This window comes from Nonomuraea sp. NPDC049695, from assembly GCF_040674955.1.
In the GTDB taxonomy this organism is placed as follows: Bacteria; Actinomycetota; Actinomycetes; order Streptosporangiales; family Streptosporangiaceae; genus Nonomuraea; species Nonomuraea helvata.
Map to the genome: position 1 here is coordinate 29,538 of NZ_JBFANV010000004.1, position 23,516 is coordinate 53,053.

The 23,516-nt window shown below is 70.0% G+C and carries 25 protein-coding genes; 10 read left to right on the forward strand and 15 right to left on the reverse strand.

The window, feature by feature from the left end:
- Positions 1-22: 22 nt before the first annotated feature.
- Complete coding sequence (locus AB0J64_RS04965) at positions 23-949, forward strand: adenosine deaminase (protein WP_364020779.1); 927 nt, start codon at positions 23-25, stop codon at positions 947-949.
- A gap of 192 nt (positions 950-1,141) precedes the next feature.
- Complete coding sequence (locus AB0J64_RS04970) at positions 1,142-2,071, forward strand: acyltransferase family protein (RefSeq protein WP_364020782.1); 930 nt, start codon at positions 1,142-1,144, stop codon at positions 2,069-2,071.
- Here AB0J64_RS04970 and map read toward each other — a convergent pair.
- From map to AB0J64_RS04995, 5 genes are all read right to left on the reverse strand, one after another.
- Positions 2,052-2,819: a type I methionyl aminopeptidase gene (gene map, locus AB0J64_RS04975; protein WP_364020785.1), complete on the reverse strand. Its 768-nt coding sequence runs from the start codon at positions 2,817-2,819 to the stop codon at positions 2,052-2,054. The genes AB0J64_RS04970 and map overlap by 20 nt on opposite strands.
- A gap of 70 nt (positions 2,820-2,889) precedes the next feature.
- Positions 2,890-3,615, reverse strand: a complete 726-nt coding sequence (locus tag AB0J64_RS04980) for a siderophore-interacting protein (RefSeq protein ID WP_364020788.1) — start codon at positions 3,613-3,615, stop codon at positions 2,890-2,892.
- A complete protein-coding gene (locus AB0J64_RS04985) occupies positions 3,612-4,142 on the reverse strand; it encodes a PadR family transcriptional regulator (protein ID WP_364020791.1) in 531 nt (176 codons plus the stop codon). Before AB0J64_RS04985 ends, AB0J64_RS04980 begins: the two co-directional genes overlap by 4 nt.
- A gap of 65 nt (positions 4,143-4,207) precedes the next feature.
- On the reverse strand, positions 4,208-4,489 hold the full coding sequence (locus AB0J64_RS04990; RefSeq protein ID WP_364020793.1) for an HIT domain-containing protein: 282 nt from the start codon (positions 4,487-4,489) through the stop codon (positions 4,208-4,210).
- Positions 4,490-4,541: 52 nt separating this feature from the next.
- A complete protein-coding gene (locus tag AB0J64_RS04995; RefSeq protein ID WP_364020796.1) occupies positions 4,542-5,192 on the reverse strand; it encodes a class I SAM-dependent methyltransferase in 651 nt (216 codons plus the stop codon).
- 82 nt (positions 5,193-5,274) lie between these two features.
- On the opposite strand from AB0J64_RS04995, the gene AB0J64_RS05000 reads away from it, so the two are divergent.
- Positions 5,275-5,604 carry a hypothetical protein gene (locus tag AB0J64_RS05000; protein ID WP_364020799.1) on the forward strand — a complete coding sequence of 110 codons (330 nt, stop codon included), beginning with the start codon at positions 5,275-5,277 and terminating at the stop codon, positions 5,602-5,604.
- Positions 5,597-6,025 (forward strand): acyl-CoA thioesterase, encoded by a 429-nt coding sequence (locus AB0J64_RS05005; RefSeq protein ID WP_364020802.1) that lies wholly within the window; start codon positions 5,597-5,599, stop codon positions 6,023-6,025. The genes AB0J64_RS05000 and AB0J64_RS05005 overlap by 8 nt, the downstream gene beginning before the upstream one ends.
- A 44-nt stretch (positions 6,026-6,069) precedes the next feature.
- Here the strand turns inward: AB0J64_RS05005 and AB0J64_RS05010 are convergent, their stop codons facing one another.
- Positions 6,070-6,459 carry a helix-turn-helix domain-containing protein gene (locus AB0J64_RS05010; protein ID WP_364020804.1) on the reverse strand — a complete coding sequence of 130 codons (390 nt, stop codon included), beginning with the start codon at positions 6,457-6,459 and terminating at the stop codon, positions 6,070-6,072.
- 91 nt (positions 6,460-6,550) lie between these two features.
- Here AB0J64_RS05010 and AB0J64_RS05015 point away from each other — a divergent pair, with 91 nt between their 5' ends.
- The gene (locus AB0J64_RS05015; protein WP_364020807.1) at positions 6,551-7,186 is read left to right on the forward strand and encodes an NAD(P)-binding domain-containing protein; all 636 of its coding nucleotides are present in this window, start codon (positions 6,551-6,553) and stop codon (positions 7,184-7,186) included.
- Positions 7,187-7,198: 12 nt separating this feature from the next.
- Here AB0J64_RS05015 and AB0J64_RS05020 read toward each other — a convergent pair whose 3' ends face one another.
- A complete protein-coding gene (locus AB0J64_RS05020; protein ID WP_364020810.1) occupies positions 7,199-8,053 on the reverse strand; it encodes a polysaccharide deacetylase family protein in 855 nt (284 codons plus the stop codon).
- 98 nt (positions 8,054-8,151) lie between these two features.
- Between AB0J64_RS05020 and AB0J64_RS05025 the strand changes: the two genes are divergently transcribed.
- The 4 genes from AB0J64_RS05025 (at position 8,152) to AB0J64_RS05040 (ending at position 10,519) form a co-directional block, all read left to right on the forward strand.
- Entirely contained in the window at positions 8,152-9,054 is a 903-nt protein-coding gene (locus tag AB0J64_RS05025) for a LysR family transcriptional regulator (protein WP_364020813.1), read from the forward strand.
- A 42-nt stretch (positions 9,055-9,096) separates the two neighbouring features.
- Positions 9,097-9,309 carry a type II toxin-antitoxin system VapB family antitoxin gene (locus AB0J64_RS05030; protein ID WP_364020816.1) on the forward strand — a complete coding sequence of 71 codons (213 nt, stop codon included), beginning with the start codon at positions 9,097-9,099 and terminating at the stop codon, positions 9,307-9,309.
- Positions 9,306-9,707: a PIN domain nuclease gene (locus tag AB0J64_RS05035; protein ID WP_364020819.1), complete on the forward strand. Its 402-nt coding sequence runs from the start codon at positions 9,306-9,308 to the stop codon at positions 9,705-9,707. Before AB0J64_RS05030 ends, AB0J64_RS05035 begins: the two co-directional genes overlap by 4 nt.
- Positions 9,708-9,979: 272 nt before the next feature.
- A complete protein-coding gene (locus tag AB0J64_RS05040) occupies positions 9,980-10,519 on the forward strand; it encodes a hypothetical protein (RefSeq protein ID WP_364020822.1) in 540 nt (179 codons plus the stop codon).
- Positions 10,520-10,793: 274 nt separating this feature from the next.
- Here AB0J64_RS05040 and ilvC read toward each other — a convergent pair whose 3' ends face one another.
- The 5 genes from ilvC to AB0J64_RS05065 form a co-directional block, all read right to left on the reverse strand.
- Complete coding sequence (gene ilvC / locus AB0J64_RS05045) at positions 10,794-11,777, reverse strand: ketol-acid reductoisomerase (protein WP_344993008.1); 984 nt, start codon at positions 11,775-11,777, stop codon at positions 10,794-10,796.
- A gap of 23 nt (positions 11,778-11,800) precedes the next feature.
- Positions 11,801-12,325, reverse strand: coding sequence for an acetolactate synthase small subunit (gene ilvN, locus AB0J64_RS05050; protein ID WP_344991699.1), 525 nt, complete (start codon positions 12,323-12,325; stop codon positions 11,801-11,803).
- Positions 12,318-14,057 (reverse strand): acetolactate synthase large subunit, encoded by a 1,740-nt coding sequence (locus AB0J64_RS05055; protein WP_364020826.1) that lies wholly within the window; start codon positions 14,055-14,057, stop codon positions 12,318-12,320. Before AB0J64_RS05055 ends, ilvN begins: the two co-directional genes overlap by 8 nt.
- Before the next feature lie 205 nt (positions 14,058-14,262).
- Positions 14,263-16,890 carry an EAL domain-containing protein gene (locus AB0J64_RS05060; protein ID WP_364020830.1) on the reverse strand — a complete coding sequence of 876 codons (2,628 nt, stop codon included), beginning with the start codon at positions 16,888-16,890 and terminating at the stop codon, positions 14,263-14,265.
- A 236-nt stretch (positions 16,891-17,126) separates the two neighbouring features.
- The gene (locus AB0J64_RS05065; protein WP_364020833.1) at positions 17,127-17,945 is read right to left on the reverse strand and encodes a 2-hydroxyacid dehydrogenase; all 819 of its coding nucleotides are present in this window, start codon (positions 17,943-17,945) and stop codon (positions 17,127-17,129) included.
- A gap of 128 nt (positions 17,946-18,073) precedes the next feature.
- Here AB0J64_RS05065 and AB0J64_RS05070 point away from each other — a divergent pair, with 128 nt between their 5' ends.
- Positions 18,074-19,120, forward strand: coding sequence for a PQQ-dependent sugar dehydrogenase (locus AB0J64_RS05070; protein ID WP_364020836.1), 1,047 nt, complete (start codon positions 18,074-18,076; stop codon positions 19,118-19,120).
- A 21-nt stretch (positions 19,121-19,141) separates the two neighbouring features.
- Here the strand turns inward: AB0J64_RS05070 and AB0J64_RS05075 are convergent, their stop codons facing one another.
- The 3 genes from AB0J64_RS05075 to AB0J64_RS05085 all read right to left on the reverse strand — a co-directional run bounded on the left by AB0J64_RS05075 (position 19,142) and on the right by AB0J64_RS05085 (position 23,454).
- Positions 19,142-21,142, reverse strand: a complete 2,001-nt coding sequence (locus AB0J64_RS05075) for a VanW family protein (protein ID WP_364020840.1) — start codon at positions 21,140-21,142, stop codon at positions 19,142-19,144.
- Between the two features lie 93 nt (positions 21,143-21,235).
- Positions 21,236-21,892: a response regulator gene (locus AB0J64_RS05080; protein ID WP_364020843.1), complete on the reverse strand. Its 657-nt coding sequence runs from the start codon at positions 21,890-21,892 to the stop codon at positions 21,236-21,238.
- Positions 21,889-23,454, reverse strand: a complete 1,566-nt coding sequence (locus tag AB0J64_RS05085; RefSeq protein ID WP_364020846.1) for a sensor histidine kinase — start codon at positions 23,452-23,454, stop codon at positions 21,889-21,891. The genes AB0J64_RS05080 and AB0J64_RS05085 overlap by 4 nt, the downstream gene beginning before the upstream one ends.
- Positions 23,455-23,516 lie beyond the last annotated feature (62 nt).

The window sequence follows — 23,516 nt, forward strand, 5'->3', positions numbered from 1 at the left end:
GGGGTCGGGTTTACTCGTTGTCATGCGTCCCAAAGCAGAGCTCCATCTGCACATCGAAGGCACCCTCGAGCCCGAGCTCGTCGTCGAGCTGGCCAGGCGTAACCGGATCGACCTGCCGACCTTCGACGTGGACGCCATCCGCGCCCGCTACTCCTTCACCGATCTGCAGTCGTTCCTGGACGTCTACTACGAGCACATGGCGGTCCTGCGTACCGAGGAGGACTTCTACGACCTCGCCACCGCCTACCTGCGGCGGGCCGGCGAGCAGGGGGTGCGGCACGCGGAGATCTTCTTCGACCCGCAGGCGCACCTGAGCAGGGGCGTGCCCCTGGAGGTGGTGTTCGGCGGGCTGTCGGCGGCGCTCAAGGACGGTGACGTCTCGGCGGCGCTGATCCTTTGCTTCCTGCGCGACCGGGGCGCGGACGAGGCCGAGCAGGTGCTGCGGGCCGCCCTGCCGTACCGGGACTCGTTCATCGGGGTGGGGCTGGACTCGGCGGAGGTCGGCTATCCGCCGTCGCTGTTCAGGCGCGTGTTCGACATCGCGGCCGGCGAGGGGCTGCGGAGGGTGGCGCACGCGGGCGAGGAGGGCGGCCCCGACTACGTGTGGGAGGCGCTGGACGTGCTGCGCGTGGAGCGGGTGGACCACGGGATCCGGGCGATGGAGGATCCGCTGCTCGTGGCCAGGCTGCGGGACGAGCGGATCCCGCTGACCGTGTGCCCGCTGTCGAACGTGCGCCTGCGCGCCGTGCCGTCCCTTCGCGACCACATCCTGCCCGCGATGCTGGACGAGGGCCTCGTCGTGACGGTCAATTCCGATGATCCCGCCTACTTCGGCGGATACGTGGAGGACAACTACGTGGCGCTCCAGCGGGAGCTGGGCATGACGGACGAGCAGCTCGACCGGATCGCGCGCAACTCCTTCGACGCCTCTTTCGCCTACGACGGCTGAACCTGATCCGCACCATGGCGCGGGCCCGTCCTGGGCCTCACACTGGTGCGTGCCAGGGAGGCCGATCATGACCGCACCTACCGGGCCGTCGCAGCAGGCGGCCCCAGACCGTCGACCGGAGCTCGACGCCATGCGCGCTCTTGTGGTGGTCGGGTTGGTGTTCTTTCACGCCGCGGCCCCGGCGGGTTCGCCATGGAGCGATTACTGCGGCTGGGGGTGCCGCTGGTCTTCGCCACGGCCACGATCATGCCGCTGCCCCAGTGGCTGCGGCTGCGGGCCGATCCCGCCTACCACGAGTCCTACCTGGCGTTCCTGCCGAAGTTCTACACCGTGCGGCTCGACCTGAGCGACTTCCCCTTCATCCTGCGCGGGACGTACTTCGAGACCGGGCACCTGTGGTTCGTGGTGCTGCTGCTGACGTTCTCGCTGCTGCTCGCGGCGGTCGCGCGCTGGGCGCCGCCCACCCTTGAGTGGCCCGCCGCGCTCTCGCGACCGCGCGGCGGGCTGCTGGTGCTCGGGCTGCCGATCGCGCTGGTCTGCGCCTTCGTGGGGCTGGAGGAGGCGTTCAGCGGCTGGAGCCGGTGGGCGTTCCTGCTGTTCTTCCTGTACGGGTACTTCTTCGTGACCGATCCCCGATTCCGCGCGGCGATGCGGCGTGACTGGGTGCCCGCCGCGGTCGTGGGCGTCGTGCTGGTGGCGGTCGGGGTTCCCGGCTTCGTCATCGCGGGCGACGCGCCCGGCGCGGACGCGTTCACGGACATGACCCCGCTCGCGATCGGGGCCCGCGCCCTGTATGGCCTGGCGGGGTGGTACTGGCTGGTCGCGATACTCGGCGCCCTCGACCGGCCGTGCTCGCCCTCCACCGGCGCCGGGAGACCGCCGCGCCGGCTGTACGCCTACCTGTCTTCCGCCGTGCTCCCCCTGTACGTGCTGCACCAGCCGATCGTCGTGGCGGTGGCCTACTTCGTGGTGGGGTGGAAGGCGCCGATCCTGGTCGAATACCTGGTCATCGTGGCGGTCTCGCTCGTGCTGACCGTGGGCGTCCATGACCTGCTGGTGCGGCGTACCAGGGTGACCAGGTTCCTGTTCGGGATGCGTGAGCCTACGGCAACGTCAGGATGACCGGGCCGTCGGCGGTGATCGCGACGGTGTGCTCGACGTGCACGCTCCTGCTGCCGTCGCCCGAGCACACCGACCAGCCGTCGTCGGCCATGTAGTAGTCGTCGCCGCCCCCGGCCATCAGGCTCGGCTCGATCGCGATCACCAATCCCGGCCGCAGCCGCAGCCCGCGGCCCGCGGTGGCCTCGTTGGGCACGAACGGCGACTCGTGCATGGCCCGCCCGATGCCGTGGCCGCCGAAGTCGTTCTGCATGCCGTATCCCGCGCCGCGGCCGACCGTGGACATGGCGTGGCCGATGTCACCCATCCGGCCCCCGGGCACGGCCGCCTGGATGCCCGCCGCCAGCGTCTCCTCCGCCGCCCTGATCAGCTTGAGGTCCTCCTCGCGCGCGTGCCCGACGGCGAAGCTGACCGTGCCGTCGGCATGCCAGCCGTCGACGATCGCGCCGCAGTCGACGCTGATCAGGTCGCCGTCGCGCAGCCGGTACGGGGTCGGCAGGCCGTGCAGCATGGTCCCGTTCACGGAGGTGCAGATCACCCCCGGGTACGGCATCGCGCCGAACGACGGGTGATACCCCAGGAACGACGCCCCCGCGCCGGCCTCCTCGATGACCGTCCTCGCCACCTCGTCGAGCGCCTTCAACGACACCCCGACCGCGGCCCGCTCCCGCACCGCGGCATGGATCGCGGCGACGACCCTGCCCGCCTCGCGCATCGCGGCTATCTCACCGGCTGACTTCAGCTCGATCACAGTGCCTCCTCGGCTCGTGGGATCGATAACTATACCGGTATTATTATCGTGATGTCGACGACGCCCCAGGTCAGTCGAGGCCTTTCCTGCCGGGGGTCCAGAAGGGCTTCGTACGCACGTCCCTGCGCTGCCAGCCGCGCTCGCGGACCAGGTGGGCGCGTACGGCCTGGATCGTGCGCGCCTCACCGGCGAGGTAGGCGACGCCCGGCTCGTCCGGCAGGTCCAGGGCCCGCACCGCGTCCACCAGGACCTCGGAACCGGCCGCGGAGGCGCCGCCCCGGCACACCCGCACCAGCTCCTTGGGCAGGTCGAGGTGGCCGTCCGGCCCGTCGGCCTCCACCGCGCCGAACACCCGCTCACCGACCGGCAGCGCCCGCAGCATCGCGCCGAACGCCACCGAGGCCGTCTCCTCGCCCGCGAACACGTGGTACGGCGCCTGCTCCTTGACCACGAAACCGCCGTCCGGCCTGGTGAAGGCGATCTCCATGCCGGGCCTGGCGTTCCTGATCCAGGAGGCGCCCGGCGAGTCGCCGCCGTGGTCGTACCCGATGAGGTCGATCGCCTCCCAGCCGGGGTCGTACTCCCAGATCGAGTAGGTGCGCAGGACCCCGCCCAGCAGGCCGCCGCCGTCGCCGATCAGGAGCCGTACGTGCTGGCCGGGCGTCCATTCCAGCTCGGCGAGCGCCTCTCCCCCGATCCTGACCCGCCGCATGCGGGCGGCCACCTGCTCGACATCGAGCACCTCCCCCGCGACGAACATCCGGTCGAGCAGCCTGCGGGCCACGGTCTGCCTCATCGCCCCTCCTTCCACTGCTTCCTGGGATCCAGCCGCTCGATCCTGCGCCGGGCCTCGACGAAGATCTCCTGGATCTCCTCGACCACCCTGGGATCGCCGTGGGCGTGCGCGAGCGTCTTCACGGCGGCTTTGACCAGACGCAGCGCCGGGCCGATGATCTCGGCGGCCTCGGGTTCGCGGAACATCCCCCACTCGGCCCGGCCGGCCGCCCGGCCCCAGAGCCGCTCGATCTCCTCGGCCTGCTCGTCGGCCGCGCGCCTGCCCTCGTCGGTGACGTGGTAGACCTTGCGGCCGTCGTCGGGCTCGACGCGTACGAGACCCTCGTCCTCGAGCAGTTGCAGGGTGGGGTAGATGGAGCCGGCGCTCGGCTCGTAGGTGCCGTTGAAGCGGTCGGCGAGGCGGCTCATGACCTGGTAGCCGTGGCCGGGCTGCTCGGCGATGAGGGCGAGGACGGCCAGGCGGAGCTCCCCCGGCCCGAAGAAGCGCCCCGTCGGGCCCGGCCCGGGGGCGCGGCGCGCGTTCATCATGAGTCGGATGCTATATCGAACGATATAGCGTTGGGTATGTTTTCCGATGTATTGACGGCCCCGACTCAGCCGGCGGTCTCACCGCTCGCGTGCCAGAGGTTGACGCCCGGCGCCCGCAACGCGCCGGTGAGCTGCCGGCTCACCAGAACGGTGGCACGCATGACCGCCGCGGCGACCTCGAGCGGGATGTCCGCCAGGTTGCCGTGATGCTCTCTAGGGACCACCAGCGTGTGCCCCTTGGTGACCTGGGCGATGTTGAGGAAGGCGACCACGTGCTCGTCCTCGTAGACGGTCTGCGAAGGCTCGGTGCCGCGGACGATCCTGCAGAAGGTGCACGGGGAGGCCATGGATCATGATGCTCGCAGCCCCCTCGCGGCACTCTCAACTGCTTTAAGAGCGTCAGATCCGGGCGACGATCGCATAGCGTTCGTCGTCCACGGGGCCGCCCCACAGGTCGGCGTCGTGGCTGAGCGGCTCGACGCTCAGGTCGGCGACGAGCGGGCGCAGGGCGGCGGCCAGGTCGTCAGCCCGGACGCCGCCGCTCCACGGCAGCGAGCCGGCCCCCTCCACATAGGGCAGCCCCGCCTCGCCCCAGCGCCCTTCGACCAGCACCAGCCGGCCGCCTCCCGGACGCAGCCGGGAGACCCACTCGCTCAGCGCCGCCCGCGGGTCGGGCAGGGTCCACACCAGGTGGCGGCAGAGCACCATGTCGAACCGTTCGTCACCGGTGGGCGGCGCGGCGGCGTCGCCGACCACGAACCGGCCTTCGATCCCGGCGGCCGACAGCTTGGCGCGGGCGTGGTCGATCATCTGCGGGGCGAGGTCCACGCCGGTCACCCGGTGTCCGGCCGCGGCCAGCAGGAGGGACAGGGAGCCGGTGCCGCAGCCGACGTCGAGGACGTCGGCCGGGGCGGGCGGCGCCCAGGCCCGCAGGCGGCGGTCCCACGCGGCGCGCGTGCGCTCGGCCCGCAGGCCGTGGTCCGGCTCTTCGTCGAACGTCGGCGCGGCGGCATCCCAGTAATCGATGATCGCGGAGGTGAGCTGGGTCATGGCGCCGATCCTCCCAGCCGCCACTGACAATTCCGCGACTTACTATAGGAAAGCGATTGATAGCAATTGCTAAGCTATGCACGTGGAACCGCCGCCGTGGTCGCAGAGAGATGAGATAGCCGCAGCGCTACGCCAGATCAGCGCTGGATTCGCCGCGCTGGCCGACGCCATCTCGGCCGATCCCACCGAGCCCCCGGCCGAGAGCCGCTATCGATCACTCCTCACCGAATGGGGCGATCGGGGCCTGACCAGGGCCGAAGCGAGCGCTCTCTTCCGCAGGCACGGCTTCTCCCCGCAGGCGGCGGGCGGCTGGGTCCGCGGCGACTGGCTGGAGATCCGCGACGACGGCCGCCGCTATCTGACCGGCCGTTCACTGCACTGGCTGGCCGAGCAGGAGACCCCCGATGACTGAGCCGTTCAGCGTCCGCCTCGAGGTACGCAGCTACGAGATCGACCCCCACCTCCACCTCAACGGCGGCTTCTATGTGCAGTACGCCGACCATGCCCGCTTCGCCTGCGTACGGGCCGCCGGCGTCTCCGTCGAGGACCTGCTCGGCAGCGGCCTCGGCCCCGTCAACCTGGAGACCGTCATCAAATACCACCGCGAGCTGCGCGGCGGCGACGAGGTGGACGTCTCCTGCACCTGGGAATGGGGCGCCGGCAAGACCTACCGCGTACACCATCTCCTGCGGCGCCTCGACGGCACGCCGGCCGCGGAGGTCAGCCACGTGAGCGGGCTGCTCGACCTGAAGACCCGCCGCGTGATCGCCGACCCCGACCGTGAGTGGCGCGCCAGAGCCACCAACCCCGAACTCCTCGGCCTCAAGCCCTAGCCAGGCGTGGAGCGCCGGTCTGACGGGTGCCCGGGCGCAGGCCGCTAGCCCGCCCGGCCCTGAGCCGACGCCTGGTCGGAAGATGCTGCCAGCACCATGTCGGCGTGCCGGTAGGCCCACTCGCCGAGCGCGCGGATCGGGACGAGCAGGTCCTGGCCCGCCGCCGTCAGCTCGTACTCCACCCTGGGCGGGGCCTCGGCGTAGCGGTGGCGCCGGACCAGGCCCCAGCGCTCCATCCGGCGCAGCGTCTGTGTCAGCACCTTCTGGCTGACGCCGCCGATGCTCTGGCGCAGTGCCCCGGGCCGCATGGGGCCGTCCTTCAACGCGAACACCACCACGGGGAGCCAGGCGTGGGCGAACAGGTCCACGGCCAGCCGGGCCGGGCAATCGGCAACGAAGTCTCCGTACGGCTCAAAGGGGGCGTCGCGCTCCATACCCGCCAGTCTTCCCCAGCCGATAGGCACCCGGAAGTGCCTATCGACCCGCCTACTGTGCTGCGCGGAAACCTTCGGAAAGGGGAAAGGCATGCGTATCGGCATACTCGGGGCCGGGCAGATGGCTGAGGTGCTGGGGGCGGGCTGGGCCAGGGCCGGACACGAGGTGATGATCGGCGCGCGGTCACCGGAGAAGGCCGGCAAGCTGGCCGAGGGCATCGGGGTACGGCACGGCGACCTGCGGGCGGCGGCGGCGCACGGCGAGGCGGTCCTGCTGGCCGTGCCCACGACCGCGATCGCCGAGGTGCTGGGGCAGGCCGGCGCCCTGGACGGCCGGGTGGTCGTCGACTGCACCAACGCGTTCGAGCCCGACACGTCCACCACCGCGCCCGCCTCGTTCCTGCTGGCGGAGGACGCGGTGGCCGAGCGGGTGGCCCGGCTCGCCCCACAGGCTCGGGTGGTCAAGGCGTTCAACGTGTGCGCCGCCGAGGTGTGGGCCTCTCACCAGGGACTCGGCGTCCCGCTCTGCGGCGACGACGCGGCCGCCCTGGACCTTGTCGCCGGACTGGTCACGGATCTTGAATTCAAGCCGGTACGCGCCGGCGGCCTGAACCGGGCGCGTTACCTGGAGGCCATGTCGGCGTTCGTGGTCGGGCTCTGGTTCGCGGGGTACGACCCCAGGGACATGCTGCCGGCGCTGGGCGAGGCGTTCGCCCAGCCCGACTAGCGCCACCCGACATCACCTTCGTGTCCGGTAATGCTCGGCGATCTCGTCGCTGGTGGTCAGCCAGGCGTCGGGTTGCGCCGCGAGATAGGCCAGCGCCTGGTCCAGGTACTTGGCGCGGAACGCCTGGCCGATCACGAACGGGTGCAGGGCCAGCGCCATCACCCGGCCGCTGTCCCGGGAGTCGGCGCGCAGCTGCTCGTACTGGTCCTTGACGATCTGAACGAACTCCGGCCCGCTGGTGCCCTTGCCGAACAGGCCCAGGTCGTTGAGCTCCACCGTGTACGGGACGCTGAGCATGCCCGGCACGTTCAACCGGTAAGGCTGGTCGTCGTTGGTCCAGTCGAGCACGTAGCTCAGCCCGAGCTCCGCGAGCAGGGCCGGGGTGTCGAACGTCTCGGTCAGCCCCGGCCCCATCCAGCCGCGCGGCCTGCGGCCGGTGGCGGCCGCGATGGTGTCGACGACGTCGGTGAGGAAGGCGCGTTCCTCCTCGCGGGTCATGCCCGCCTGGAGGATCGAGTTGGTCCGCCCGTGCGCGAGCCAGGCCCAGTCGCGCTCCAGTCCGGCCTTGATGATCTGCGGGTAGTGGTGGGCGACGTCGGAGTTCAGCAGCACGCTCGCCCGTACGCCGTGCCGGTCCAGGATCTCCATCGTGCGCCAGATGCCGACGCGGGGCCCGTAGTCGCGCCAGCCGTAATTGAGCGCGTCGGGAACCAGGTCGGCGGTGCCCGGCCAGATGCTGGTGGACGGGCGGTCGATCAGGAAGTGCTCGACGTTGAGCCCGATGTAGACGGCGACCCTGGCGCCGCCGGGCCACTGGATCGGCGGGCGCTCGGTGATCGGGCTGTAGTCGAAGAGCTCGTTCTGCATGCCCCCAACCTTCGGACCTCCGGCGGGGCCGAACAATCACGATGTGTTCTACGATCGGTGCGTCCAACTCACCAATGAGAGCCGGTCAGGGGAAGGCGATGGAGCGGCACGAGATCGAGGCGTTCCTGACCCTGGCCGAGGAGTTGCATTTCAGGCGCACCTCCGAGCGGCTCGGCCTGGCCCAGGGCCGGGTCAGCCAGACCATCAAGAAGCTCGAGCGCCGCATCGGCGTACCGCTGTTCGAACGCACCAGCCGCCATGTCGCGCTGACCCCCACCGGGCAGCGGCTCCGCGACGACCTGGCCCCGGCCTACCAGCAGATCCAGGAGGCCGTCGCGCGGGCGATCGCGACCGGCAAGGCCGTCACCGGGACGCTGCGCGTCGGCTTCTCCTCCCAGTGGGCGGGCGACGCGGTCATCGAAGCCGCCGACGTGTTCGGACAGCGGTACCCGGACAGCGCCGTACGGATCCAGGAGGTGCAGCTCACCGATCCGTTCGGCCCGCTGCGCTCGGGCGAGCTGGATCTGCAGCTCACCGAGCTCCCCGTCGCCGAGCCGGATCTGGTCGCAGGACCGGTGGTCTTCTCCGAGCCGCGCGCCCTCATGGTCCACGCACGGCATCCGTTCGCCCGGCGCGAGTCGGTCTGCCTGGAAGATCTGGCACGCACCCCGCTGGTGGCCGTCTCAGGCGACGTCCCGCAGTACTGGCTGGATCACCACTACCCCCGCCGTACGCCCGAGGGGCGGCCCATCGCGCACAGTGCGACCGCTGCCTACTGGCAGGAGGTGCAGTCGCTCGTGGCGACCGGCCGCGGCGCGTCACCGGCCGCTCTGCGCGCCGCGCGGTACTACGCGCGGCCCGGCATCGTGTTCGTGCCGATCCATGACGCGCCGCCCATCGAGTACAGCCTGATCTGGCCGGTCAACGGCGGCACGGCCCGGGTCCGCGCCTTCGTCGAAACGGTCTGCGAGTTGACCCCGCCACCTGTATATACTGATTGAGCATTGTATATACAGGGAGGGTCTGCAGGCATGACCAAAACTGTGATCGACCTCGACGATGAAGCTCTGGCCGAAGCCGCCAAGCTGCTTGGGACCTCATCGAAGAAGGACACGGTCAACGCCGCCCTACGGGAGATCGTGGACCGGCGTCGGCGGGCGGCGGCCGTGGCTCGTATGCGTCAGATGGTGGCCGAGGGAGAAATCGACTTCTCCGTCCTCGACAAGAGCAGCGACACAAAGCCGGCCGTGGCGTGACCGAGCTCTATCTGATCGACACGAGCGCCTTGGTCCGCTTCTACAGGGGACAAGTAGGTGCCGAGTGGGATCAGGCAGTCTCTGCGGGGCTGGTCGGCATCTGTGAGCCAGTACGGCAGGAATATCTTCGGGCCGTTGGAGGGCGTCCTGCCTTCTACGAAGCCGACAGCCTCCTTCATGAGACCTTTCCGTACTACGTCATCCCGGACTCGGCATGGGACGAGACAAATCGGTTGCAACGCGACCTCGCCGACAAGGGCTGGCACCAATGCGCATCTCCGGTGGACCTGCTCATAGCCGTTACTGCCCGACATCACAAGCTGACGCTGCTCCACGCCGACGGCGACTTCGAGACCATCTCCCGCCTGACTGGACAGCAATCGCGCTGGATTCGGTGACTATCACGTGCGGCGTTCATACCCGGCCATCGATCCAATCGGCCAGTGCTCTGCCTGTCGTGCCTGATCGGCGCTACGGCGATTCGATTCCGACCAGGGCCTGCATGGAGCGGCCGTGCTCCATCTCAACGGCGGCTTCTACGTCCAGCCGCCGGCCACGCCCGCTTCGCCGGCGTCCGAGCCGCCGGGGTCTCCGTTGAGGAGCTCCTGGGCAGCGGACTCGACCCGTCAACCATTAATCCCGGGGCCAGCCGGTTACCTACCCTCGATGGATGGACATGTCGGACGATGATGTCGTGGTGGCGGGGCGTCGGGTGATTGCCCTAGGCGAAAGCATCGACGTCGTGCTGGCCATGGTGAGACAGGCCAGCTCCAGCAGCATTGCGCAGATCGCCCGGTTGCGAGCGATCACTGGTCTTGGATTGACCGACGCACAAAAGGTTATGTTCAGCGATTGCGCCCTGCCCCACATTGGTCAGCGGGAGATCGGGTTGATCCACAGCTTCCCGACGTTGACCGGCGAGTACGCGTCAACAATCCGATCGCTGTATGTCGCTGCCCTCATCAGTAACGGGCCATGGCTGACAGCGATCCCCTCTCGCGCCGCACCCCATGATGAGTCCGGTGTGTACTACTGGCAGCGCGAGAAGCCAGGGCTGGTGGATGCCCCCGGATTTGGTTTCTTCTCCGGCACCGGGTTCGACGCGTTCCGTGCTGAGATGCGAGCCGTCCCCGACACCCCGCCCAGATTCGCCGTGGTAACTGACACTCCTCATGTGTTTACCTGCCGGTTCGCCGTTGCCGGCTACTGAAGCGGTCCGACGCCGGCTCTGACCGCTGCACCATCGAAAGTAAGTGGATCGCAGCATTGATTCAGGGGTCGGGGCTCTGGCCCGACTGGAAGCAGCGCCTGAGCCACCGGGGCGCGAAGCGCCCGCCTTGCGATGACCTTGCGCGCTGTCAGGCGCGCCCGGGAAGGACGCCCGAGCGGAGCGAGGACCGCTCGGGGCGGGGTCCAGCAGGCCCACTTGGCAACAGGGCAACGGGTAGGTGAGCCTCGGCCCACCTACCTGTTGCCCGCACGTGCTAGGCCTTGAGCCAGCTCATCATCGGACGGAGCTTCGCGCCCGTCTTCTCGATCGCGTCCTCGGAGAGCTCCTCGCGGTAGCGCTTGAACTCCTTCTGGCCGCTCTCGAACTCCTCGACGAGCTGCCGCGCGAAGGTGCCGTCCTGGACCTCGCCCAGGATCCGGCGCATCTCCTGCCGCGTCTCCTCGGTGATGACGCGCGGGCCGCGGGTGTAGCCGCCGTACTCCGCGGTGTCGGAGACCGACCAGTACATCTTCGAGATGCCGCCCTCGTACATCAGGTCGACGATCAGCTTCATCTCGTGCAGGCACTCGAAGTACGCGACCTCGGGCTGGTAGCCGGCCTCGATCAGCGTGTCGAAGCCCGCCTTGATGAGCTCGGAGACGCCGCCGCACAGCACGGCCTGCTCGCCGAACAGGTCCGTCTCCGTCTCCTCCTTGAAGGTCGTGCGGAGCGCCCCGGCGCGGGTGCCGCCGATGCCCTTCGCGTACGACAGCGCCAGGTCCAGCGCCTTGCCGGAGGCGTCCTTCTCGACGGCCACGAGAACGGGCACGCCGCGCCCGGCCTCGAACTGGCGGCGGACGAGGTGGCCAGGACCCTTAGGGGCGACCATGCAGACGTCCACGCCCTCCGGGGCCTCGATGAGGCCGTAGCGGATGTTGAGGCCGTGGCCGAAGAAGAGCGCGTCGCCCTCGACGAGGTTGGGGGCGACGTGCTGGGTGTACAGGTCGCGCTGGATGTGGTCCGGCGCGAGGATCATGGTGAGGTTGGCCTCTTCGACCGCCTCCGCCGGGGTGACGACCCGGAGCCCGTCGTTCTCCGCCTTCTCGCGGCTCTTGGAGCCCTCCGGAAGGCCGACGCGGACGTCCACGCCGGAGTCACGCAGGGAGAGCGCGTGGGCGTGGCCCTGGCTGCCGTACCCCAGCACGGCCACGTGGCGTCCCTGGATGATCGACAGGTCGGCCTGGTCGTCGTAGTAAATCTCGGTCACTTGCTCAAAACCTTTCAGGCGGTACGGTCCAATGCCCTGAGGGACCGGTCGGTGATGGAACGGGCGCCGCGGCCGATGGCCACCATGCCCGACTGGACGAGTTCTTTGATCCCGAACGGCTCGAGGACCTTGACGAACGCCTCGAGCTTGTCGGGAGTGCCGGTGACCTCGATGGTCACGGCATCGGCGGCCACGTCGACGCAGCGGGCGCGGAAGAGGTTGACGAGCTCCAGCACGTGCGAACGGTTGTCGGCGTCGGCCTTGACCTTGATCAGCATCAGCTCGCGCTGGACGGACTGCGAGGTGTCGAGCTCGACGATCTTCAGGACGTTCACCAGTTTGTTGAGCTGCTTGGTGACCTGCTCGAGCGGCAGCTCCTCGACGCTGACCACGATGGTCATGCGGGAGATGTCGTCGTGTTCGGTCGGCCCCACTGCCAGCGAGTCTATGTTGAAGCCCCGCCTGCTGAACAGCGCGGACACGCGCGCCAGCACGCCCGGCTTGTTCTCGACGAGCACCGACAGCGTGTGTCTACTCATCCTCGTTCTCCCACTTCGGCGCCATGTCCCGGGCGATCTTGATGTCGTCGTTGCTGGTGCCTGCCGCGACCATGGGCCAGACCATGGCGTCCTGGTGGACGACGAAGTCGACCACGACGGGCACGTCGTTGATCTCCATGGCCTTCTCGATCACGGCGTCCACGTCCTCGGGACGCTCGCACCGCAGGCCCACACAACCATAGGCCTCGGCCAGCTTCACGAAGTCCGGGATGCGGCGCGTCGTCTGCAGGTTGGTGTTGGAGTAACGCTGGTCGTAGAAGAGCGTCTGCCACTGGCGGACCATGCCGAGATTACCGTTGTTGATGACGGCGATCTTGACCGGCACCCCCTCCAGGGCGCAGGTGGCCAGCTCCTGGTTGGTCATCTGGAAGCAGCCGTCGCCGTCGATGGCCCACACCGTGGCGTCGGGGCGGCCCATCTTGGCGCCCATCGCGGCCGGGACGGCGAAGCCCATCGTGCCGAGACCGCCGGAGTTGATGAACGTGCCGGGCTTCTCGTAGTCGATGAACTGCGAGGCCCACATCTGGTGCTGCCCGACCCCGGCCACGTAGTACGTGTCGGGCCCGGCGATGGCGCTCAGCCGCTCCATCACGTACTGCGGCGCCAGCGAGCCGTCCTCGAACGTCTCGTAGCCCAGCGGGTACGTCTTCTTGTAGCCGTTGAGGATCGTCCACCAGGCGCTGTAGTCGCCCTTCTGCCCCGACGCCTGGATGGCGGCGACGAGGTCGCCGATGACCTCCTTGCAGTCGCCCACGATCGGCACGTCGGCGTGGCGGTTCTTGGAGATCTCCGCCGGGTCGATGTCGGCGTGCACGACCTTCGCGTGCGGCGCGAACGACTTCAGGTCGCCGGTCACCCGGTCGTCGAAGCGCACGCCCAGACCGATGAGCAGATCGGACTGCTGCAGCGCGGCCACGGCCGAGACGCTGCCGTGCATCCCCGGCATGCCCATGTGCTGGGGGTGGCTGTCGGGGAACGTGCCCCTGGCCATCAGGGTCGTGACGACCGGGATGTCGGTCAGCTCGGCCAGCTGGAGCAGCTCCTGCGACGCGCCCGCCTTGTGGACGCCGCCGCCGACGTACAGGACCGGCCGCCTGGACTCGGCGATCAGCTTGGCGGCCTCGCGGATCTGCTTGGAGTGCGGCCTGGTGACCGGGCGGTAGCCCGGGAGCTGCATGGTCGGCGGCCAGCTGAAGGTGGTCTCCGACTGCAGCGCGTCCTTCGAGATGTCCACGAGCACCGGGCCGGGACGGCCGGTGGAGGCGATGTGGAAGGCCTCCATGATCGTACGGGCGATGTCCGCGGGGTCCGTGACCAGGAAGTTGTGCTTCGTGATCGGCATGGTGATGCCGGAGATGTCGGCTTCCTGGAACGCGTCCGTGCCGATGGCCGCGCTGGCCACCTGGCCGGTGATCGCCACGATCGGCACCGAGTCCATGTACGCGTCGGCGATCGGCGTCACCAGGTTCGTGGCGCCGGGGCCGCTGGTCGCCATGCACACCCCGACCTTGCCGGTGGCCTGCGCGTAGCCCTCGGCCGCGTGACCCGCACCCTGCTCGTGGCGTACGAGCACGTGCCGGACCTTGGTCGAGTCGTAGAGAGGATCGTAGGCCGGCAGAATGGCACCGCCCGGGATCCCGAACACTGTGTCGACTCCAACGTGCTCCAGCGCCCTGACCAGGGCCTGTGCACCTGTCATCCGTTCGGTCATCGGCTCGTTCCTTGCGTGGCTACTCGCTTAAGGACATAAAAAATGCCCCTGCCCACCGAGGGGGTGGGCCTGGGGCGGCGCGCAGGTCGTCGTGCTTCGCTATCGGCCTGCGCGCCGGCGAAGTACTACGAGAATCTCACTGCGAAGCATGGCAAACACCATAGCCGCTCGGAACGCCCCGGTGCCAACTTCGTGGACACTTGTCTCAAACAGTGAGACTCGTACGCATCAAGGAGTCCACGCCGCGCGCTGCCATCGGCCGTGCCACCAGGAACCCCTGCCCCTTCGTGCACCCCATCCTCTTGAGCAGCTCGAGCTGCTCGGGACGTTCGATGCCCTCGGCCACCACGACCAGCCCGAGGTCGTGGCCGAGCCGGACGATCGTCCGGGTGAGCAGGGTCAGCGTGTCGTCCGTGCCGAGCCCCGACACGAACGACGGATCTATCTTGATCATGTCGACGGGGAGCTGCCGCAGGAACGCCAGCGAGGCGTAGCCCGTGCCGAAGTCGTCGATGGCCAGCCGCACCCCGAGGGCGCGCAGCTCGGACAGCCGCTTGATCGTCTCCTCGGCGTCCTCGACCAGCATCTCCTCGATCACCTCGAGGGTCAGCGCGGAGGCGGGCAGCCCGCTCTCGGTCAGCGCCTCCTCGACCGTCTCCACGAAGCGCGGGGCGGTGATCTGGCGGGCGGACAAGTTGAGCGACAGCCCGATGTCCCAGGACGAGGCCCGCCAGGCGGCCACCTCGCGGCAGGCCTCGCGCAGGATCCACTCGCCCAGCGGCACGATCAGCCCGGTGTCCTCGGCCGGGCCGAGGAACTGCTCCGGCGGCACGAACACCGACCCGCGCCACCAGCGCACCAGCGCCTCGACCGCGGTGACCCGCGACGTGGCCAGGTCGACCACCGGCTGGTACTCGATCGCGAACTGCTGCTCGATCAGCGCCCGCTGCAGGTCGGCCGCCAGCTCCAGCCGGCGCACCACGTCGGCGTGCATCTGCGCGGCGAACACCTCGACCCGGCGCCCGCCCAGCTCTTTGGCGCGTGCCATGGCGACGTCCGCGTTGCGGATCAGGTCGCCGGCGGGCATGTCGTCCTCGGTGAAGGCCACGCCGACGCTGGCGGTCAGCGCCACGTCGCGGTCGGCGACGCGGAACGGCTCCTGCGAGACCGCGCGTACGAGCCGCTCGGCCAGGTCGACCGCGATCTGCGCCTCGCCGCCCGTCTCCACGAGCACCGCGAACTCGTCGCCGCCCCAGCGGGCCAGCGTGTCGTCGCTGCGTACGGAGCCACGCAGCCTGCGCGCCGCCTGGCCGAGGAGGTAGTCGCCGCTGGCGTGGCCCACCGAGTCGTTGACCGAGGTGAACCCGTCGAGATCGAGGAAGATGACCGCGACGTTCGCCGTCCCGGAGCCCGACGTGCGGCCGGCGAGCACCTCGCGGGTGCGCTCCTCGAAGTAGGCGCGGTTGGGCAGCCCGGTCACGCCGTCGTGGAAGGTCAGGTGGGCGACCTGGTTGCGCAGCGCCTCCTCGTCACTGATGTCCCTGGTGGTCACCAGCATCAGGTCGTCGCCGCCGACGTGGCGGGTGGCGACGGACTCCGTGGGCCGCCAGGTGCCGTCGGCCGCGCGTACCCGGCAGGCGATCAGGCAGGCGCCCGGCGCGCTGTTGTCCTCGTCGAGGTGCATGGCGCGCAGCGCGACCTGGATGCCGGGGACGTCCTCCGGGTGGATGTAGTCGAAGATCGACCCGCCGACCACGTCGTCGGGGCAGTAGCCGTACGTGGCCTCGACCCCTGGGCCGATCTGGCGCACCACGCCCTCGTAGTCGCAGGTGAACACCACGTCGCCGGTGCTCTCCGCCAGATCCCTGAGCTGCCGCTCGCCCAGCTTGACCCGGACGCGCAGGCGCATGTTGGCCACCGAGACCACGAACAGGCGCACCAGCAGGAGCAGCACCACGGAGACCGCGACCACGACGACGCCGGTCACGGGCCGTTCGGGGCGCTCGCCGGCCAGGTGGGCCAGCCACGTGACGGCGGCCACGGCGACCAGCGCCAGCGGCACGAGCGCGACCACGTTGCCGACGGCGGACCGGTCCAGCTCGCGCGCGGGCGGCCCCCAGGGCACGGCGGCGAGCAGCAGGAACGCGACGGGCGCCAGCATGACGCTCCAGACCTGCGGGTCGCCTCCGTCGAGCCTGGCCACCGCCGCCGCCAGGCCCGCCACGCTCATGGTGGCGAGCACGCCGACGCCTGCCAGGGCCAGCAGCCATGAGGAGGCCCGGCTGGTCAGCACCGACGGGATCACCGCGCACGTCACCAGCAGCGCGATCATCGGCGGCAGCATCACCAGCGTGAACGCCGCCGGATCGGCCGCGTCGTCGTAGACGTGGCGCAGTGCCACGACCCAGCCGATCAGGAAGAGCGAGGCGGCGCACAGGTAGGAGTCGGTCACATGCCGTAAAACAATCCTGGCCGGGAACCTGCGGTCGGCGGCGATCAGCGCCCCACCGGCCGTGACCACGGTGCCGAGCAGCACGAACAGGTCCGCGAAGCTGACCAGGAAGCTCTCGGCGAACGGGCGCAGCGCCACCCCGGCGGCCCAGATGACAGCTCCGCCGCCCATCCAGCGGGCGCCGAGCGCCATGGAGCGGTCCGCCGCCGACCTCACCGAGGCCACCAGCAGGGAGCCGGCGGCGATCAGCGCAGCCAGCACGCCGGCGACCGCGCCGGTGACCAAGGCGTGACCGCCTATGCCGAGCGCAGCGGCGAACGCCACCGTGCCTGCCGCCGCGGCGGCGGTAAGCGGCGCCCGTGGATCACGCCAGCGGATCACAGTCGTTGCCCATCCCGTCTCGAACTCTGCACCGGTGACCGCCGAAGTCCGGCCGATCACTTCGCCAGTGTGTGCGGTCGTGGGTGCGCGGGTGGTGACAACGCCGATGTCGTCACCGATCTGATAACCACACAGACCAATTACCGCCAAGAGCCCCTTGACAGCGAGTCAGGAACTCCCTGCAAGTGCCACGGTACGCACCGAAGGTCACGGACCAGCCACGGTCCGGGATCCTCTCAGTACGCGTCCGTTATGACGTTGACCAGCGGCTCGCCTGCGAGGTGACGCAGGATCTGGGCACGGATGAGCCGTAGCGTGCGCCGCCCCGACGCCGGAGTGCTGCCGGCGATGTGCGGGGTGATCAGCACGCCCGGAGCGCTCCAGAGGGGGTGGCCCTCGGGCAACGGTTCGGGCGCCGTCACATCCAGCGCGGCGCGTAGCCTACCGGTTTTCAGCTCCGCGATCAGTGCGTCCGTGTCGACGATCCCGCCCCTGGCCGCGTTGACGAGCACGGCGCCGTCCTTCATCCGGGAGAGGAACGCCGCGTCGACCATGCCCGCGGTGTCGGCGGTGGCGGGCACGAGCAGCACCACGACGTCCGCCTCCGGCAGCAGCGCGGGCAGCTCCTCCATGGCGTGCACGCCGTCGCGGGCGCTCCTGGCCACGCGTACGACCTCCACCTCGAACCCCTCGAGCCGCCTCTCGAGCGCGGCGCCGATGGAGCCGTGGCCGACGATGAGCACGGTGGAGTCGGCCAGCACCTCGGTGTGGTGGTAGGTCCACTCGCCCCTGCGCTGCGCGTCCACGAACCCGGGGAACTCCCGCAGCACCGCGATCATCGCCCCGACCGCCCACTCGGCGGTGCCGGCGTCGTGCACGCCGCGCGCGTTGCACAGCACCACGCCCGCCGGCACGTGCGGCAGGTACGCCTCCACACCGGCGCTGACCGTCTGCACCAGCCGCAACGAGCTCATCTTCGCCAGCGTCCCTGGCACGTCGGGCACGATGACGAGCGGCGGGACCCAGACCTCGACCTCCTCGATCCCTTCCGGCATCGGGGACGTGCCATCGTAAACGGCACATTCAACCCCAGGCAGGTCAGAGAGAACATCAGCCACTGAATCGGACGGAACCCAGGTCTTCATGCCGAGAACCTTACGGCTCGGCGGGAAGTATGAACCATATGAGGAAGCTCTGGACGATCATGCTCATGGCCGTGCTGACAGCCTGTTCCAGCGGCCTGGCCAGCGACGGGGACGAGCCCCCAACCGCCTCGGGCGCCCCCGGGCAGCCGAAGGACGTGGTGACGGGGCTGGCCGTGCCATGGGCGATCGCGTTTCTCCCCGGAGGGGACGCGCTGGTCACCGAGCGGGACTCGGCACGCCTGCTGCGGGTCCGTCCCGACGGGAAGATGACGTCGCTGGGGAAGATCCCCGGGGTGCGGCCCGAGGGCGAGGGCGGGCTGATGGGGGTGGCCGTCAAGGGCGAGCAGGTCTTCCTCTACTACAGCGCGGACCAGGACAACCGGATCGTCCGCTACCGGCTCTCCGGCGACCGCCTCAGCGATGAGCGGGTCCTGGTGCCTGGCATCCCGAGGGGCGGGATCCACAACGGGGGGCGGCTGGCGTTCGGGCCCGACGGCTACCTGTACGCCTCCACCGGGGAGACGGGGAACGACCGGCTCGCCCAGCAGCGTGACTCGCTCGGGGGCAAGATCCTGCGCATGACCGCGGACGGTGCCCCGGCCCCCGGGAACCCGTTCGGCACGCTCGTCTACAGCTACGGGCACCGCAACGTCCAGGGGCTGGCCTGGGACCCGTCCGGCCGGCTGTACGCCACCGAGTTCGGCCAGAACACCTACGACGAGGTGAACCTCATCAAGGCAGGAGGCAACTACGGGTGGCCGGAGGTCGAGGGGAAGGGCGACGATCCCCGCTTCGTGAACCCCATCGTCACGTGGTCCACCGACGAGGCGTCTCCCTCGGGCATGGCGTACGCGAAGGGCTCGCTGTGGGTGGCGGCGCTGCGGGGCGAGCGCCTGTGGCAGGTGCCGCTGAAGGCGGACGGGTCGGCGGGCAGGCCCGTCGCCCACTTCACCGACCGCTACGGCCGCCTCCGCGCCGTCACGTCCGCCCCTGACGGCACGCTGTGGGTCGGGACCAGCAACAAGGACGGCCGCGGCTCCCCGCGTCCCGGCGACGACCGCATCCTCTCGATCACACCCTCATGAACGGGCGCGCCTCCCAAGGGATCAGTTGGTCGCCGTGCAGGTCGTCTGGGGCTGGGCACGGTACTTGGTGGTCACCTTCTTGTCCTTCTTGACCACCTTGCCGCCCTGGTGGAACACGCGCGTGACGTCGATCGTGAACCCCTGCTGCCCCGTGGTGGACAGGCAGCCGGGCGCCGAGCTGGTCTCGCTCCGGAACGGTACGAAGTCCCGCTTGTCGGACTCCACCGCCTCCACCTCGTCGTACCGCTTGGTGCTCCACAACGTGACCGTCACCGACGTGTCCGTGAAGGCCGTCTTGATCAGCACCCCGTACTCGGAGTCGTTGCGCCACTTCAGGTCCGTGTCCGGATACAGCAGCGTGACGTCACGCCCGGCCGGGTAGCGAGTCGAGAAGTAGTCCATCGGCTTGTGCTCGACGAGATCGAACCCGCCGAAGAACGCCGCGTTGTACATGGCCGTGGCGAACTGCGACACGCCGCCGCCCACGATGTTCACCATCCGGCCGCCGACGATCTGCCCCGCCTCGACGTACCCGTCCTCGACGGTGCGCTCTCCCACGGCCTCGTTGATCGAGAACGTCTCCCCCGGCTTGACGAGGCGCCCGTCGAGCTCCTGCGCCATCCGCTGGATGTTCTTCACCCGCGGCTGGCAGCATTCGAACGTCGTGTTGAACGAGCCCACGACCTCCTTGATGCCGAGGCCGCGTACCTGGGAGGTCGTGACAGTGGGGGCGACGGCGCCCAGCCGCACGGGGACGGTACGGCTCCCGCCCTGGTCGAACACCTTCTCGGCGTCCCTGGCCAGCAGCTTGTCGTTCACGCCCCGGCCCGTGCGCGCGGGCACCAGCACCGGCTTGTCGTTGACGATCTGGTACGTGGCGTCGCGCGGCTGCTGGGCGGCGTCCACGAGGCTGCCCTCCACGGCGGCCAGCACCGCCTTGGCGTTGAACGAGGGCGCGAGCTCACCGGAGCCGTCGGAGGTGTAGGTCAGGTTGGCGGCGATCATGACCGGGGAGACCTGCGCCTGCTTGCCGTCGAGGGTCAGCGTGAGGGGCGCGGAGACGGCCTGCTTCGCCTTGGCCAGGGCGGCCTCGACGGCCTGCGGAGTGGTGACGGGCTTGGCCGGCCGCAGCGTCAGCGGGACGTTGCCGCCCCCGTGCAGGAAGGCGTCACCGATCCTGCGTACGGCGTCGTCCCGGTCGAGCAGCACGCCGTCCTCAGGTTGGCGGGCCTTCGGCTGCAGCCCGGCGAAGAACACCCGGCCCTCGTGCGCCTTCTTGTCGGCGCCCTCCGCCAGGCCCTCGACGGTCCTGGCGAGCTGGGAGGAGTCGAGGTTCACCTTCGGCTGGAGCTCGGTCCTGCCGGTCAGCCCCCGCCACACCTCCTGCGGGCTGGGGAAGCCGCTGGGCGCCTGCCCGATCGTGCTCACCACGTCGAGCTCGAGCCCGGCCTCGTCGGGCTGGATGGTCTCCTTCTTGCCGCCGATGTCGACCACGACCGGGTCGCTCAGCCTGGTGGCCAGCTTGGTGCGGAGCTTGTCGGCCGCCTGGGTGACGGTCAGCCCGCCGATGTCGACGCCCGCGACGTGGGTGCCGCGCAGCACGGAGCCCGACATGAGCACGGCGGGCACGACGTACGCCAGTCCCGCCAGGACCACCACGAACGCCAGCAGGCCCGGCAGAAGGCGGCGCCGCCTGGGCGGCTCGGGCTCGTAGGCGGGCGGGCGCTCCGCGGGCCCGGCCGTGCCGAACACCGGGGCGGGCGAGCCCGACGGCTGCTTGTCGTTCATCGGCCAGGGCTGCGCCGGCGGCGCCACAGGGGGCAGCGCGCCGCCCGAGGGACCGCCCGGAGCGCTCGGTCCTTGGGCCGGCCGGGGCTCCTGCCTGTCCGGCGGACCGAAGATGTCCCGGGAGACGCCCGGGGGAAGGCCTTCGATCCGCGGCTTCTTGGAGACGCCCGACGTGGGTAACGGCACCGAGGCGAACGGGTCGGTCGGTGATTCGATCGGTCCGGCGTTACGCACGCCTCAATCTCCTCCCGGGTCCGCGGCCAAGTCTCAGGCAACAGTAAGGCACGCGGATCCGCATATGTCACGGGAAATGGCTACGGAAGTGTGTCAACCTAGCCACCGGTAGCGATGCTCCGGCCGGCCGGCGGTGCCGTAACGCGGCCGGAGCTCGGCCTGACCGGCCGCGCACAGGTATTCGAGATAGCGGCGGACGCTCACCCGCGACAGGCCCGTGAGCTGGGCCGTCTCGGTCGCCGACAGGTCGCGGCCCGCTTCCCGCAGGGTATCGGCGACCAGCGCGCACGTGGCCGCGGACAACCCTTTCGGCATGGGTGCGGTGGTTGTGGGGCTGCCGAAGAGCCGGTCCACGTCGTCCTGGCGCGCCTCGGGTCCGATGGCGGTCAGGCGCCTGCGGGTGTCGGCGTACTGCTGGAGGCGCTCGGTCAGGGCGGCGGCGGTGAACGGCTTGATGAGGTAGTTGACGGCGCCGCCGCGCATGGCCTCCTTGACCGTGGACACGTCGCGGGCCGCACTGATCATGAGGACGTCCACGTCGTGGAGCTGCTTGAGCACCTCCAGCCCCGACATGTCGGGCAGGTAGATGTCGAGCAGAACGAGATCGGGCCGCTGCTCGGCCACCGCGGCCAGCGCGTCCGCCCCGTTGTGCGCCACGGCGACGACCTGGAAGCCCGGCATCCGGGACACGTATCCGCTGTGGATGCGGGCCACCATGAAGTCGTCGTCCACGACCAGCACCCGGATCATGAGGACGCCTTCGCCGGGAGCAGGGCGGTGAAGACGGCGCCGCCGGAGTTGCGCACGCGTACCCAGCCTCCCCTGCGCAGGCACGCCTGGCGGGTCAGCGCCAGCCCGAGCCCGCGCTGGCCCGCGCGGGCGGCCTTGGTGGTGAACCCCTCCCTGAACACCTCTTCCACCAGGTCGGGCGCGATGCCGGGCCCCGAGTCGCCCACCCGCACGCGCAGCCCGTCGGCGTCGGCCTGCACCGACACCTCGATCGTGCCCTCGGCGCCGTCGAGGGCGTCGATGGCGTTCGCGACCAGGTTGCCGACCACGAGGACCGCGTCCTGCGGGTCGCCCAGCGTCCCCTCGGGCACGCAGGAGTCGTCCGACAGCACGATCCGGGCACCGCGCTCGGCCGCCTCGGCGGACTTGGCCAGCAGCAGGGCGGCCAGGGTGGGCTCCTGGACGCGCTCGCGCAGGCCGGTGGCGTACGTGCCGTGGGTGGTCTTGGTGATGAAGCCGATGGCCGCCTCGTGCTCGCCGAGCTCCAGCAGCCCGACGACGGTGTGCATGCGGTTGGCGAACTCGTGCGCCTGGGCCCGCAGCGCCTCGGTCGCGCTGCTGGTGTCGTGGAGCTCGCGGGCCAGGCGGGTCAGCTCGGTGCGGTCGCGCAGGGTGACCACCCAGCCGCGCTGCCGGCCGCGTACCCAGACCGGGGTGCGGTTGAGCACCAGCACGCGCTCGCCGTGCAGCACGACGCGGTCCTCGCCCGGGTCGGCGCCGCCGAGCACGTCGCGCATGCGCTCGGAGACGGGCATCTGGGTCAGATCCTCGCCGACGTCGCCGAGCAGCTCGCGGGCGGCGTCGTTGACCAGCGTGACGCGCCCGTTGAGGTCGAGCGCGAGTACGCCCTCCTTGACGCCGTGCAGCACGCCCTCGCGCTGCTCCAGCAGCGCGGCGATCTCGCGCGGCTCCAGCCCGAACGTCTGCCTGCGCACCCGTGCGGTGATCACCGCGGCCAGCGTCACCCCGGCGAGCAGCACGGCCAGCGCCGTCCAGATGAGCGGCGGGAGGGCGGCGCCGAGCTGGCCGACGACCGTGGTCTCCAGCACGCCGACCGAGACCAGGCCGATCACGTCGCCGTATTCATCGCGGATCGGGGCCTTGCCCCTGACCGTGGTGCCGATCGTGCCGGTCTCGGTGCCGACCCAGCTCCTGCCTGTCGTGAGGACGTTGGTGCCGTCGGTGGACAGCTGCTTGCCGATCAGCGAGGCGTTGGGGTGCGCGTAGCGCTTCTGCTGGTCGTTGGCGATCACGACATAGTCGGCGCCGGTCTCGTGCTGCACGCTCATGGCCAGCGGCTGCAGCACCGTCTCCGGATTCCTGAGTCTGAACGCCTCTCGCACCGCCGGGAGCCCCGCCACGGACTGCGCGATGGCCAGCGCGCGCTGCTGGTGCAGCGAGTCGAGCTGGTCGCGCGTGTGCTCGGCCCACACTCCCGCCGTGCCCCCGACGGCGAGGATCACGATCACCATCTGGAGCACGAACAGCTGGGTCCCGAGGGAGGCGTCCCGCACCCGTCTCACGACGAATATGGAAACAAACGCAGGTCACGGCCAGGTCGCGACCAATACGACCACTATGACGG